Origin of the sequence: Parapedomonas caeni, assembly GCF_041060555.1 — a bacterium.
Classification (GTDB): domain Bacteria; phylum Pseudomonadota; class Alphaproteobacteria; order Sphingomonadales; family Sphingomonadaceae; genus CAUJIW01.
The window spans coordinates 1-13,521 of record NZ_JBEUDS010000018.1 but is presented as its reverse complement, the minus strand read 5'-3'; the positions used below and the strand labels follow the sequence as shown (position 1 = coordinate 13,521).

Sequence of the window (13,521 nt, the reverse complement as noted above, 5' to 3'; positions counted from 1 at the left end):
TAAGTGTGGCGGCGCGACAAATCTTTCGCGGTCGCAATATGTGCGCCCCAGCCCTGATTGACATGTAATAACATCACATATACCACCGCTGCATAGCTTGTGCAGGGAGTAAGCAGATGAAAACCGTTGCCAGCCTGATCGGGTTGAGCGCCCTTGGCCTCAGCGCACCCGCCATGGCGAATGCGACCGACGCAGACAGGAAAAGCCAGGCACCAGACCTGGTGGTGACAGCGCCGCTGATGCGCGAGCGGCTCGACACGCTGCAGGCAACCTCAGTGCTGTCAGCAGACGCCCTGGGACGGGCGATGAAGGCGACGCTGGGCGACACCCTGGCCTCGCTGCCGGGCGTTTCCGCCACCTCCTTCGGCCCCGGCGCCTCGCGGCCGGTGCTGCGCGGCTTCCAGGGCGAGCGCATCCGCATCCTCATCGACGGCATCGGCAGCATCGACGTTTCCAACACCTCGGCCGACCATGCGGTCTCCGACGACCCCACCGCCGCCACCCGCATCGAGGTGCTGCGTGGGCCGGCGACCCTGCTCTACGGCGCCGCCGCCATGGGGGGCGTGGTCAACCAGATCGACGACCGCATCCCGCTCACCGTGCCGGCCGACGTCATCGATGGTCACGCCTCGATGGGCTATGGCACGGCGGCCAACGACTTCAGCGCCGCCACCGGCATCACCGCCCGTCTTGACGACTCGGTGGCGGTCCATGTCGGCGCCAGCTATCGCGACACCGGCGACATGGAGATCGGCGGCCACGCCGATTCCAAGTATCTGCGCGCACGACTGGCCGACGTCGGCGAGGAACACGACGAGCACGGTACGCTCGATAACAGCGCGCTGTGGGTGAAGAGCGGCTCTGTCGGCGTCAGCAAGCTGTTCGACAACGGCATGATCGGTATTGCCGTCAGCCGGCTGGAGACCAGATACGGCATTCCCGGCCACAGTTTCGACCCCCGGCTGACCCTGGCTGACTATGTGCCTGACGAGGATCACGACGAGGACGAGGATCATGACCACGAGGAAGACGAGGATCATGACCACGGCCACAGCCACGAGGACATCCAGATCAAGCTGAAGCAGACCAGGATCGACGCCAAGGCGCAGTACAGGTTCTCGGACGGCTTCATCGAGGATGCCCGTTTCCGCTTCGGCTGGGCAAAATACGAGCATTCGGAAATCGCCGACGGCGAGGTCGAGACGACGTTCCGCAACAATGGCTACGAGGGCCGGCTGGAACTGACCCAGCGCCAGCGCGGCGCCTGGCGGGGTGCGTTCGGCGTGCAGTTGGCGCGGCGTGACTTCAAGGTACGCGGCGCGGAACTGGTACTGCCGGACAACATCACCAACCAGTTCGGCGCCTTCGCCCTGCAGGCGCTGGAGTTTGACCCGCTGACCATCGAAGGCGCGCTGCGCTACGACCGCGACAAGGTAAGCGCGCGCGACCTTGGCGCCCGGCGCCACTTCGACAGTGTCAGCGGCTCGCTGGCCGCCAACTACAAGCTGGCCGATGCCTGGCGGCTGGGCGCCAGCGTGTCGCGCACCGCCCGCGCGCCAGCGGCCGAGGAACTCTTCTTCGATGGCGCCCATGCGGCGACGCGCTCCTACGAGATCGGTGACCCGGACCTGAAGGTGGAAAAGGCGTGGGGTGCGGAGGCCTGGCTGCGTGCCCGTGCCGAGCGCTACAGCTTCGGGCTGACCGCCTACTGGAGCCGCTTCTCCAACTACATCCTCGCCGAGGCAACCGGCGAGATCGCGGAGGATCTGCCGGTGTTGCGCTATGGCCAGGTCGATGCCCGATACTACGGCCTGGAACTGGAGGCCTCGGTCGAGCTCGGCCGCGCCGCCGGCTGGACCTTCGTCGGCGACGTCACCGGCGACATCACCCGCGCCAAGAACCTCGACGACGGCACCCCGTTGCCGCGCATCCCGGCCAAACGCCTGCTCGTCGGCCTGGAAGGTCAGTCCGAGACGCTGGACGCGCGCGGCGAGGTGGAACTGGTGGACGACCAGAAAAAGGTCGGCGCCTACGAATTCCCCACCGACGGCTACACCATGGTCAACCTGGCGACGACCTGGCGGCCGTGGGGGCGGAACCGCGAGGTGTCACTGGTGGCCCAGCTCAACAACCTGTTCGACGTCGATGCCCGCCGTCATGCCTCCTTCCTCAAGGACGTGGCACCGCTGGCTGGCCGGGATTTCCGCCTGACCGCCCGCATCGGCTTCTGACCCGACGGCCGGCGCCCGGGCGCCGGCCTCTTTTCTGCGCGCGAAATCCGCTTAAGGTGAACGCATGACCGCGTTCACCGTCAGTGTCTCCAACAGCATCGCCAGCATTCCCGCCGCCGACTGGGACCGCTGCGCCGGCGCCGGCAATCCGTTCGTCGCCCACGCCTTCCTGACCGCACTGGAAGCCAGCGGCAGCGCGACGCCGGAGACCGGCTGGACACCGCTGCACCTGGTGGCGCGCGACACTGGCGGCGCCATCGCCGGTGTGATGCCGGCCTATGGCAAAAGCCACTCCTACGGCGAATATGTGTTCGATCACAGCTGGGCGGACGCCTTCTCGCGCGCCGGCGGCGACTATTACCCCAAACTGCAGATCGCCGTGCCGTTCACGCCAGCCACCGGGCCGCGCCTGCTGCTGGCTGACCGGGCGGCGGCGGCCAGCCTGCTGGCGGGCGCGCGATCACTGGTGGAACGCGCCGGCCTGTCCTCGGCCCACGCCACCTTCATCGCGCCCGGCCAGGTGCCCCTGTTCAAGGCCGACGACTGGCTGATCCGCCACGACCAGCAGTTCCACTGGGTCAATCGCGGCTATGCCAGCTTCGACGATTTCCTGGCGACGCTGGCCTCGCGCAAGCGCAAGACGATCCGTCGCGAACGTCAGCAGGCCTTGGAAAGCGGTCTGGAGATCAGGGCGCTGACCGGCGCGGCGCTGGACGAGTCGCACTGGAACGCACTGTGGGCCTTCTATCAGGATACCGGCGCCCGAAAATGGGGCCGGCCCTACCTCACCCGCGACGCCTTCACCCGCGTCGGCGCCACCATGGCCGACCAGGTGCTGCTGGTACTGGCCTACCGCGGTGATCGTCCGGTCGCCGGCGCCTTCAACATGATCGGCGCCAACACCCTGTACGGCCGCTACTGGGGCTGCACCGAGCACCACCCGATGCTGCACTTCGAGTTGTGCTACTATCAGGCCATCGACTTCGCCATCGCCCGTGGCCTCGCCACCGTAGAGGCCGGCGCCCAGGGCGAGCACAAGCTGGCGCGCGGCTACGAACCGGTGCGCACCACCTCGGCCCACTGGATCGCCCATCCGGGCTTCCGCCGCGCGGTGGCGGATTTCCTCGACCGCGAGCGCCATGCCGTGGCCGCCGACATCGCCTATCTCGGCCGCTTCACGCCCTATCGGCGCGGCCCCGGCCCCGCCGCCGGCCCCGACACCGCCGAGGACCACGACTGAGCGGCCACAACGCCGCCGCCTTGCCTGCTCACGAACGCCGGCCTCAGCGCCGGCCGAACAGCTTTTCGATGTCACCGGCGCCCAGCTTGAGCCAGGTTGGCCGGCCATGGTTGCACTGGCCGGAATTGGGAGTCGCCTCCATCTCCCGCAGCAGCGCGTTCATCTCCGCCGGCGACAGCCGCCGGCCGGAGCGCACCGAGCCATGGCAGGCCATGGTGGCGCAGACTTCATGCAGCTTCTCGGTCAGCGACAGCGCCTCGCCGAGGTGGACAATCTCGTCCGCAAGATCGCGTACCAGACCGATGATGTCCGCCTGACCGAGCAGTGCCGGCGCTTCTCGTACCAGCACCGCCGACGGCCCGAAACGCTCGACGACCAGCCCCAGCGCCGCCAGTTCGTCGGCGCGGGTCTCCAGCGCGTCGGCGGCGATCAGATCGAGCTCCACGACCTCCGGCAACAGCAGCACCTGCCGCTTGACCCCGCCGGCGGCGAGTGCCGCCTTCATCCGCTCATAGACCAGCCGCTCGTGGGCGGCGTGCTGGTCGACGATCACCATGCCGCCGTCGTCGGTCTCGGCGACGATGTAGGTGTTGGCGATCTGGGCACACGCGGCGCCGAGCGGGTAGGACTCGGCAGCCGGCGCCGCGGGCTCGACGGCTGGCATCGACTCGGCGGCACGCGCACCCGGCATGAACGGCGTCAGCGCCGGCTGGGCCAGCCCGGCGCCAGCACCAGGCGTGTTGTAGGCCAACGTCCACTCGGCCATTGCCGGCGTCGAGGGCCGGGGTGGCGCCGACAACGGGGCGTTCAGCGGCCGGAAGGCGCCGAGCGCCGCGCTGGAAACCGTGGTGGCGGTGCGCTGGCCATGCTCGCGCAGGGCGTGTTTCAGGCCCCCGACAATCAGCCCGCGCACCAGCCCCGGGTCGGCAAAGCGCACCTCCGCCTTCGTCGGGTGGACATTGACGTCAACGAACCCCTCCGGCGTTTCCAGGAACAGCGCGACAACCGGAAAGCGATCATGCGCCAGCACATCCTGATAGGCGGCGCGAATAGCGCCCAACAGCAGGCGGTCGCGCACCGGCCGGCCGTCGACGAACAGGAACTGGTGGTCGCCGACGCCCCGGCTGTAGGTTGGCAGGCCCGCGAAACCGGTCAGCCGCAATCCGTCGCGGGCCAGATCGACCGCCAGCGCGTTGTCGGCGAACTCGACGCCCAGCACGTCGGCAAGGCGGCCGGCGCCGGCGGCGAACAGGTCGCCGGCCTGGGCCGCGCTCTGGAACAGGGTGCGGCCATTGTGGGTGAGCGTGAAGGCGACCGCCGGGTGCGCCATCGCCAGCCGGCGGACGATATCGACGCAGGCGGCCAGCTCGGCGCGCTCCGACTTCAGGAACTTGAGCCGCGCCGGCAGCCGGCCGAACAGATCCTCGACCGCCACCCGGGTACCGGGATTGAGCGCCGCCGGCGCGTCCTGCACCAGCTGGCTGTTGTCCACCACCACCCGCCAGCCGGAAGCCGCATCGGCGGGGCGGCTGGCGATGTCGAAGCGGGCCACCGAGGCGATGGAGGGCAGTGCCTCACCCCGGAAGCCCAGGGTGCGGATGGTGGCAAGGTCATCGGAGGGCAGCTTGGAGGTGGCATGGCGCTCCAGCGCGAGGCGAATCTCGTCCGGGGTCATGCCGCACCCGTCATCAGTGACCCGAATGAGCCGTCGCCCACCCTCCTCCAGATCGACAACAACGCGGCGGGCGCCCGCGTCGACGGCGTTTTCCACCAGTTCCTTCAAGGCGTTGGCGGGCCGTTCAACGACCTCGCCAGCGGCGATCTGGTTGACGAGATGATCGGGCAGACGGCGAATGGACATGACCGCACCATAGACGCGGGGCATCCGGCGTGGAAAGCCGCCAGTGGCACCGGCGGTGCGCATGGTGGCAGGTGCCGGCTGGCATGTGCGGGCAGCATTACGACGAAGGTCGCACAGCCCGCGGCTGCACTCTTCACTTTTCTTTAATTGCTAATAGCAATAATGACCTCATTGTTCGAGTGGCTTCCAGATTGTTGCGTCGCGCTTGATCGATCCCGGTCCAGAAAGGTCCAGTCAGATGGTTACGGCCAGTGTCCAGCAGGCAGCGATCCACGCGCCGAAAGCCTCCCCCCAGCTTTCCCGCGTCATCCCCGCTCCGGTTGTCCACGCCCGCCTCGCCCGTCTGATGCGGGAAGTCCAGCAGATGGGCCTCGGCCAGTTTCTCCGAGGGATCGATCGGGTCGCCAGCGTAGTGAAAGACAGCGATCGGCGTCCGGGCACCTGAGCATAGCGACCGCACCAGCCCCTCAGCGGTCTACCATGCAAGCCCGTTCGCTCTACCGGCGCGGTGTTGATTCCAATCCCCCCTCCCTGGGATCGGCACCGCGCCGGACAATTTTCATCCCCCTGTTTTCATCGCTCCTGTCTCTCCCCCTCGCCCGCGCCTGGTCGCCCCGTCGCGTCCCGCTGCCCGCCCAGGGTGCAGATTCCTCTTGGCGGGCCTTGCCGGACTCGCCATTGTGCGCGGCCGAAAGCGCCCGATTCGGGCGCGCTCCCATTCACTCAGCCGACCGGCCCCTCGATAAACGGACGCAATGCATGGCAGGGATGTTCAGCCGCTTTCTCAACTTCCTTTCGTCGGACATGGCGATCGACCTCGGCACGGCCAACACGCTGGTCTATGTGCGCGGTCGCGGCATCGTGCTCAATGAGCCGTCGGTGGTCGCCATCAAGAACGAGAACGGCCGCAAGCAGGTGCTGGCGGTGGGCAACGAGGCGAAGCTGATGATGGGCCGCACGCCGGGCAACATCGAGGCCATTCGCCCGCTGCGCGACGGCGTGATCGCAGACATTTATGTCGCGGAGGAAATGATCAAGCATTTCATCCGCAAGGTGCATAACCGGCGCTCGTTCGCCAGCCCGGAAATCGTCATCTGCGTGCCGTCGGGCTCGACGTCGGTGGAACGCCGCGCCATCCGCGATGCCGCCAACAACGCCGGCGCCAGCCAGGTCTACCTGATCGAGGAACCGATGGCGGCGGCAATCGGCGCCGGCCTGCCGGTGACCGAGCCGACCGGCTCGATGGTCGTCGACATCGGCGGCGGCACCACCGAGGTCGCGGTGCTCAGCCTGCGCGGCATCGCGTTCGCCAGCTCGGTGCGCGTCGGCGGCGACAAGATGGACGAGGCGATCATCAACTATGTCCGCCGCAACCATAACCTGCTGATCGGCGAATCGACCGCCGAGCGGATCAAGAAGGAAATCGGCACCGCCTACCCGCCCGCCGACGGCACCGGCGCGACGCTGGAGATCAAGGGCCGCGACCTGATGAACGGCGTGCCCAAGGAAATCATCATCAACCAGGCCCAGGTGGCGGAAGCGCTATCGGAACCGGTGTCGGCGATCGTCGAGGGGGTCAAGGTGGCGCTGGAGAACACCGCGCCGGAACTGGCCGCCGACATCGTCGACAAGGGCATCGTGCTCACCGGCGGCGGCGCCCTGCTGGGCGACATCGACCGGGTGCTGCGCGAGGCGACCGGCCTGCCGGTCTCCGTTGCCGAGGAGCCGCTGAGCTGCGTCGCCCTGGGGACCGGACGCGCGCTGGAAGACCCCATGTATCGCGGCGTGCTGACGACCGCCTACTGAGCCTGCCCGGTACTGGCCCCCGGGCCGGCTTGACGGGATTGACGTTCCAGGGCCGCCACAGTCGCAGATGAGGATCGCGGGATGCCGCTGCCGCCCGCCACCACGCCCCCCTATCCCCGCGCCCGCTGGCGCTGGCTGATCGGTCGCGGGATGGTCATCTTTCTCGTGCTGCTGGGCAGCCTGATGCTGATCGCCAACCGCTCGATCCCGCCCGCCATGATGTCGGGCGTGGCCCTGGATGGTATCGCCCCGGCGCTCAGCGTGTTGCGCGCGCCGGTGGAGTGGGTTCGCCAGGGCGTCACCGAGGTCCAGCGCTATTTCTTCGTACATCGCCGCAACGCCGAGCTGGAAAAGCGGCTGCGGCGCGCGCAGGCCATTGAAAGCCGCTACCGTACCGTCGTCGCCGAGAACGCCCGTCTGAAGCAGCTGCTGCGGATCGTCGAGCCCGGCCAGCAGACGGTGGGAACGGCGCGCATCGTCGGCTCGACCGCCGGCTCCTACGTACGCAGTGCCATTGTCCTGCTCGGCGCCCGCGAGGGCGTGGCGCGTGGCCAGCCGGTCCGGGACGCCGATGGCCTGGTCGGACAGGTGGTTGATGTCGGCCAGGTATCGGCGCGCGTGCTCCTGCTCACCGATCTTGCCAGCCGGGTGCCGGTACGCGTGGAAGGCACCAGCCGCACCGCCATCGCCACCGGACTCAATGAACCGGAACTGCTGCTGGAATTCCTGTCCCCTGGCCGGCCGCTGCGGCAGGGTGACCGCCTTGTCACCTCCGGTGATGGCGGCACCTTCCCGCCAGGGATTCCGGTTGCCCTCGTCACCACGCCGCAGGGCGCCGAGCCCCGGGCACGTCCCCTCGCCAACCCCGGCGGCCTGGATTTCGTGGTCATCCTGCGCCCCTTCGTGCCGGAAGCCCTGCAGCCCCCGGCACCCTCGCCAGGCCTCGCGCCGGCGCTTCCCGCCGCCCCCGCGCAAGACGGGAGCACCGCCCCATGACCCAGCCCTGGGTGCTGATGACCCGCGAGGAGCGGCTGGCACTGCTGCTGTCAGCCTGGCGGACGGCGATTCCGGCGCTGCTGATCCTGGGCAGCATGCTGATCATGGTACTGCCGGTATTCCTGCCCGGCCCCACCCTGCCGCACCTGCCGCTGCTGGGCGTGTATTACTGGTCAACACACCGGCCGAACCTGCTGCCGGCCTGGGCCGCCTTCCTGATCGGGCTGGCGGTGGACATCGTGCTCGGCATGCCGCTGGGCCTCAACGCCCTGCTGTTCGTGCTGGTCCGTGCCGGGCTGGGCAGCCAGATCACCGCCTTCCTCGCGCGGCCGTACATCTTCGGCCTTGCGGTGGCGGCACCGGTGATCCTGCTGTTCCAGGTCATGACCTGGACCCTGCTGCTTCCCTTCGAGCCACGCATCGGCCTGACGCCCTTCCTCGTGCAGGCAGCGACCACCCTGGCGGCCTGGCCCCTGATGACCCGGCTGTGCGCGCTGGCGCAGACGCGCCTCGTGGACAAGTGGTAAGAGGGCGGGCACTGTCACGCCAATGGAAACCGAGGCCGATCGCCAGCACCTGTTCACCCGCCGCGCCCTGCTGGTCGGCGCCGGACAGGCCACGCTGTTCACGGTGCTCGCCGGACGCGCAGCCTATCTGTCGGTGTTCCAGAACGAACACTACAAGCTGCTGGCCGAGGACAACCGCGTCTCGATCCGGCCCATCCTGCCCCGGCGCGGCCTGATCGTCGACCGTCGCGGCTATCCGTTGGCGCTCAACCGTCAGGACTACCGGCTGGCGCTGGTACCGGAGCAGGTGAAGGATCTGGAAGCGACGCTGGACGCCATCGCCCGGCATTTCCCCCTCACCGAGGAGGACCGCGACACGGTGCGCAAGATGGTCCGCCGGGTGCCGGGCTTCATGCCGGTTGAGGTCGCGCGCGACATCGACTGGCAGGCCTTCTCCGCGCTCAACGTGAACATGCCGCAGCTGGCCGGCCTTCAGCCGATCCAGGGCTATACCCGCTACTACCCCGACGGCCCGGCGGTGGCCCATGTGCTGGGCTATGTGGGGTCACCGTCGGCGGAGACGGTGGACGCCGACCCGGACCCGATGCTGCGTCTGCCAGGCTTCAAGGTTGGCAAGGGCGGAATCGAGGAGATTTTCGACACCCGGCTGCGCGGTCGCGCCGGCGCCGACAAGGTGGAGGTCAACGCGCGGGGCCGGGTGGTACGCACGCTGGGCCGTACGCAGGACACCCCGGGCGACACCATCGAGCTGACACTGGACCGCGAACTCCAGGTCTTCACCGCCTGGCGGCTTCAGGGCGAGGCGGGCTCGGCCATTGTCATGGACGTCGAAACTGGCGAGATCCTCGCACTCTGTTCGACACCGGCCTTCGACCCCAACAGTTTTTCCGCCGGTATCAAGACCCGTGAGTGGAAGGCGCTGCTCGGCGACGAGATGCATCCGCTGCTCAATAAGCCCTTCCAGGGAGTCTACCCGCCGGGGTCCACCTTCAAGATGCTGACCGCTCTCGCCGGTCTGGCCAGCGGCGTGACGCCGGAGGAGGGCATCAGCTGCAGCGGCCGCTATCGACTCGGCAGCCATTATTTCCACTGCTGGGAGCGGCGCGGCCACGGCTTCGTCAACATGCACAGCGGCATCTTCCAGAGCTGCGACGTCTATTTCTACGATCTCGGGCGACGTATCGGCATTCAGGCGATCGCCGACATGGCGCGCAAGTTCGGGCTTGGCGAACGTTACGACCTGCCGGTACCCTCCCAGAAACGGGGCCTCGTCCCCGATCCGGCGTGGAAACTGAAACGCCATGGCAAGAAGTGGCTGCCGGGCGAAACACTCAACGCCTCCATCGGGCAGGGCTATCTCCAGGTGACGCCGCTGCAGCTGGCGGTGATGTCCGCGCGCCTGGCGAGCGGCCGCGCGGTGGTGCCACGCCTGCTGCGCAAGGATGTCAGGCCCGCACCGCTGCTGGACGTCCCCGCCGAGCACCTGGCCCTGGTGCGTCAGGCGATGAGCGATGTGGTCAACTCCAGCCGCGGCACCGCCATCGGCGCCCGCCTGCGTCTGCCAGGCCTTGCCATGGCCGGCAAGACCGGCACCGCCCAGGTGCGCCGCATCACCATGGCCGAACGGCGGGGCGGGGTCCGCAGCAACGACAGCCTGCCGTGGCGCGAACGCGACCATGCGCTGTTTGTCTCCTTCGCGCCGGTGGACCGCCCCCGCTATGCCTGCGCGGTGGTGATCGATCATGGCGGCTCGGGCAGCAAGGCGGCGGCGCCCGTGGCCCGCGACATCCTGTCCTTCCTGTTCAAGCAGGACATCGCCCGGGGTGACTACCGCACACCGTCGACCGCCGCCACACAGCCCGCCGCCGGGAACACAGACGAGGCCGCCAGCCCCGCCGGCACGCCGGCCGATGCCCCCGCCACCGCGCCGTTGCCGGAGAGCCCCGGCACCGCCGTGAGCCCCGATCCGGTGGCGGCATCAAGCGCGCCGCCGGATACGCCGGCGACCGGAGACTGAGCCGATGCACGCGCCGACCATCCCCGACAAGCTGCGCCGCCTGAACTGGTGGATCGTCCTCACCATTGCCGTGCTGGGCGGCTTCGGCATCGCGGTGCTCTATTCGGCAGCGGGCGGTGGCGGCAGTTTTCAGCCCTTCGCCATGCGCCAGGGTCTGCGCTTCGTCGTACTGCTCGGCCTGATGCTGGCCATTGCCAGCGTTGACCTCAAATTCTGGCTTCGCATCGCCTATCCGGCCTACGCCGTCGTGGTCGGGTTGCTGCTGGTGGTGGAGCTGCTGGGCGCCGTCGCCGGCGGCAGCCAGCGCTGGGTGGACCTCGGCATCATCCGGTTGCAGCCATCCGAGTTCATGAAACTGACGCTGGTGCTGGCACTGGCGCGGTACTACCACTTCCTGCCGCGCGTCTATGTCACCAACCCCTACCGGATGATCCCGCCGGTCGTGATGACCGCCGTGCCGGCAGGACTGGTGATGCTGCAACCTGACCTCGGCACGGCGACGCTGATCACCGCCGGCGCGGTGGGGATCATGTTCCTGGCCGGGCTCAATGGCTGGCTGTTCGTGGGCGGTGCCGTGGCCTTCGCCGGCAGCCTGCCGATCGCCTGGCAACTCATGCACGACTATCAGCGGCGGCGTGTCGACATCTTCCTCAACCCGGAGAACGACCCGCTGGGAGCCGGCTATCACATCACCCAGTCGAAGATCGCCATCGGCTCGGGCGGCATCACCGGCAAGGGCTTCCTGGAGGGCACCCAGAGCCATCTCAACTTCCTGCCGGAAATGCACACCGACTTCATCTTCGCCATGATGTCGGAGGAATGGGGACTGCTGGGCGGCCTGTTCGTACTGGCCTGCTATGCCGTGCTCATCGGCTGGGGGCTGTGGGTGGCACTGACCGGACGCTCGCAGTTCGGCCGGCTGCTGGCCGGCGGGCTCACCATCACCATCTTCCTTTATGTCTGCATCAATCTGATGATGGTGATGGGGCTGGCGCCGGTGGTGGGCATTCCCCTGCCGCTGATCTCCTACGGCGGTTCGGCGATGATGACGGTGCTGATGGCGTTCGGCCTGCTGTTCGCCTGTTCGCTGAGCCGCGACCGGACGCTGATCGAGGAAGGACCAAATTATTCGTGAAAGCTGCACCAGGGGGCTGGACAGACGCCGCCACCTCGTGTATCCGCCGCTCTCCGCTTCGGCGACGTGGACGCATAGCTCAGTTGGTAGAGCAGCTGACTCTTAATCAGCGGGTCCTAGGTTCGAGCCCTAGTGCGTCCACCACATTCTACCAATTAAAACAGCCGCTTACGCCGCACGGCAAGCACTCTTACATTACGGTGCGAATGCTGTGTAAGGGCGTTGTAAGGTTGCGCGGCGAGGCAACCGCGCTTCGCCAGCAGCTACGCACCGACGCGCAACTGCCTGTGGTCACACAGATTCGAGCGCCACGAACCGCCCCTAAGGGTATGCTGGCAATTCGGGTGGCGCAGGTCGCGGAGCCGGCCTTTTTGACCGAGCGCGGTTTTTACTCGATGCACTGACTGGTCGTTGCCAATGAGCTAGCCCGCTGCTAACCACGTTCTTGTTTTGATCGCAAAGGAAAACGATGCAGAAGCTGCCGCACCCCATTCCGTATCAGGGCAGCAAGCGGCGTCTTGCGGACGCCATAGGGACCGTCGTGCCGATGAAGGTTGGCACTTGGTATGAACCGTTCGCCGGGTCCGCTGCCATGAGCATCTGGGCAGCTCGTTATCGCGATCCCGAACAAATTATTCTCGGTGATTCACTCGCCAGCCTCACCGCATTATGGGAACTGATAATCTCTGACCCCATTGGAGCTGCCGAGAGATACGAGACTGTCTGGCACGGACAAGCTGACGCTGGCCCCGGCTATTTCAACGAGGTTCGCGCTCGCTACAATGAGCAGGGCGACCCCATCGACATTCTGTATCTGATGGCGCGGTGCGTTAAGAACGCTGTCCGCTTCAATCGCAAAGGTCATTTCACGCAGTCGGTGGATAAGCGTCGCCTAGGGATGCGTCCTGACAAAATGCGAAACGCGATGATGGGCGCGTCGGAGTTGCTGAAAGGGCGCACTGTAGTCAGGACGGGCGACTGGACTGCCACAATTGCCGATGCAGTGGAGGGCGATTTCATCTACCTCGACCCTCCATACATGGGCACAAGCATCGGGCGTGACCTGCGCTATGCGGAACAAATGACACAAGAGAGGCTTGTCGGTGGACTTGAGCAGGTTCTGGCTCGCGGCCTGTCGGTCGCGTTAAGCTATGACGGCAGCACAGGAGAAAAGGTCTATGGTCCGCCGCTGCCCGACCACCTAGGCATGACTCAGACGTTCATCCATACGGGTCGCTCCTCGCAAGCGACCCTCTCCGGGAAAGCCGACGAAACAATCGAGAGCCTTTACCTAAGCCCCGACCTGCGCGCCGAATTCACGACCATTCGTGTCGGACGGGAGCAAGCCCCGCGCCAGCACGAACTAGTCATCTAGTTCTGTCAGCAGCAGACGCTTGATTGCAGCGTCGATGGATTCGCCCCTTGCTGCCAGGCGAGCCTTGATCGCGTCGAAGGTTGCAGCTTCCCCGTCCGGCCAAATCACTTCGAGACGCCGCACCTGCTGCATCGCAATGTGGTCATAAGATTCGGGGAATGCCCAATAGCAGCCGCCGCAGATGTCTGGGTCTTTCAGTTCAAGGAGTTAGCGTCCGCGCTCGTGGTGTAATTTCCGGTGTAGGCGATGGTGTATTCCGGGGTGGGGCATGCCCCACCCCGGAATGCGGCGTCGCTGGTGGCCACCGGGTTCATCGTTATGGTGGAGTTTGCA

The 13,521-nt window shown here is 67.0% G+C and carries 10 protein-coding genes and 1 tRNA gene; 9 read left to right on the top strand and 2 right to left on the bottom strand.

Annotated elements, in window-relative coordinates:
* Positions 1-116: 116 nt before the first annotated feature.
* Together ABU113_RS12170 and ABU113_RS12165 are read left to right on the top strand one after the other, a co-directional pair.
* On the top strand, positions 117-2,231 hold the full coding sequence (locus tag ABU113_RS12170) for a TonB-dependent receptor (protein ID WP_454559767.1): 2,115 nt from the start codon (positions 117-119) through the stop codon (positions 2,229-2,231).
* A 64-nt stretch (positions 2,232-2,295) separates the two neighbouring features.
* Positions 2,296-3,471 carry a GNAT family N-acetyltransferase gene (locus ABU113_RS12165; protein WP_454559766.1) on the top strand — a complete coding sequence of 392 codons (1,176 nt, stop codon included), beginning with the start codon at positions 2,296-2,298 and terminating at the stop codon, positions 3,469-3,471.
* A 43-nt stretch (positions 3,472-3,514) separates the two neighbouring features.
* Here the strand turns inward: ABU113_RS12165 and mutL are convergent, their stop codons facing one another.
* Entirely contained in the window at positions 3,515-5,332 is a 1,818-nt protein-coding gene (gene mutL, locus ABU113_RS12160; RefSeq protein ID WP_454559828.1) for a DNA mismatch repair endonuclease MutL, read from the bottom strand.
* Positions 5,333-6,091: 759 nt separating this feature from the next.
* Here mutL and ABU113_RS12155 point away from each other — a divergent pair.
* From ABU113_RS12155 to ABU113_RS12125, 7 genes are all read left to right on the top strand, one after another.
* Entirely contained in the window at positions 6,092-7,138 is a 1,047-nt protein-coding gene (locus ABU113_RS12155; protein WP_454559765.1) for a rod shape-determining protein, read from the top strand.
* Between the two features lie 81 nt (positions 7,139-7,219).
* A complete protein-coding gene (gene mreC, locus ABU113_RS12150; RefSeq protein ID WP_454559764.1) occupies positions 7,220-8,134 on the top strand; it encodes a rod shape-determining protein MreC in 915 nt (304 codons plus the stop codon).
* Positions 8,131-8,661 carry a rod shape-determining protein MreD gene (gene mreD, locus ABU113_RS12145; RefSeq protein ID WP_454559763.1) on the top strand — a complete coding sequence of 177 codons (531 nt, stop codon included), beginning with the start codon at positions 8,131-8,133 and terminating at the stop codon, positions 8,659-8,661. The genes mreC and mreD overlap by 4 nt, the downstream gene beginning before the upstream one ends.
* A gap of 22 nt (positions 8,662-8,683) precedes the next feature.
* On the top strand, positions 8,684-10,678 hold the full coding sequence (mrdA, locus tag ABU113_RS12140) for a penicillin-binding protein 2 (protein ID WP_454559762.1): 1,995 nt from the start codon (positions 8,684-8,686) through the stop codon (positions 10,676-10,678).
* 4 nt (positions 10,679-10,682) lie between these two features.
* The gene (rodA, locus tag ABU113_RS12135; protein WP_454559761.1) at positions 10,683-11,813 is read left to right on the top strand and encodes a rod shape-determining protein RodA; all 1,131 of its coding nucleotides are present in this window, start codon (positions 10,683-10,685) and stop codon (positions 11,811-11,813) included.
* A 68-nt stretch (positions 11,814-11,881) separates the two neighbouring features.
* Positions 11,882-11,957, top strand: a tRNA-Lys gene (locus tag ABU113_RS12130).
* Positions 11,958-12,282: 325 nt separating this feature from the next.
* Positions 12,283-13,188, top strand: a complete 906-nt coding sequence (locus tag ABU113_RS12125; protein ID WP_454559760.1) for a DNA adenine methylase — start codon at positions 12,283-12,285, stop codon at positions 13,186-13,188.
* On the opposite strand, the gene ABU113_RS12120 is transcribed toward ABU113_RS12125, so the two are convergent.
* Positions 13,177-13,320 (bottom strand): hypothetical protein, encoded by a 144-nt coding sequence (locus ABU113_RS12120; protein ID WP_454559759.1) that lies wholly within the window; start codon positions 13,318-13,320, stop codon positions 13,177-13,179. The two genes, ABU113_RS12125 and ABU113_RS12120, sit on opposite strands and share 12 nt — an antisense overlap.
* Positions 13,321-13,521: the final 201 nt, after the last annotated feature.

Excerpts from the sequence above, each read along its gene's own strand:
- ABU113_RS12170 (WP_454559767.1), top strand. The coding sequence starts at position 117 with ATGAAAACCGTTGCCAGCCTGATCGGGTTGAGCGCCCTTGGCCTCAGC.
- ABU113_RS12165 (WP_454559766.1), top strand. The coding sequence starts at position 2,296 with ATGACCGCGTTCACCGTCAGTGTCTCCAACAGCATCGCCAGCATTCCC.
- mutL (WP_454559828.1), bottom strand. The coding sequence starts at position 5,332 with ATGTCCATTCGCCGTCTGCCCGATCATCTCGTCAACCAGATCGCCGCT.
- ABU113_RS12155 (WP_454559765.1), top strand. The coding sequence starts at position 6,092 with ATGGCAGGGATGTTCAGCCGCTTTCTCAACTTCCTTTCGTCGGACATG.
- mreC (WP_454559764.1), top strand. The coding sequence starts at position 7,220 with ATGCCGCTGCCGCCCGCCACCACGCCCCCCTATCCCCGCGCCCGCTGG.
- mreD (WP_454559763.1), top strand. The coding sequence starts at position 8,131 with ATGACCCAGCCCTGGGTGCTGATGACCCGCGAGGAGCGGCTGGCACTG.
- mrdA (WP_454559762.1), top strand. The coding sequence starts at position 8,684 with ATGGAAACCGAGGCCGATCGCCAGCACCTGTTCACCCGCCGCGCCCTG.
- rodA (WP_454559761.1), top strand. The coding sequence starts at position 10,683 with ATGCACGCGCCGACCATCCCCGACAAGCTGCGCCGCCTGAACTGGTGG.
- ABU113_RS12125 (WP_454559760.1), top strand. The coding sequence starts at position 12,283 with ATGCAGAAGCTGCCGCACCCCATTCCGTATCAGGGCAGCAAGCGGCGT.
- ABU113_RS12120 (WP_454559759.1), bottom strand. The coding sequence starts at position 13,320 with ATGCAGCAGGTGCGGCGTCTCGAAGTGATTTGGCCGGACGGGGAAGCT.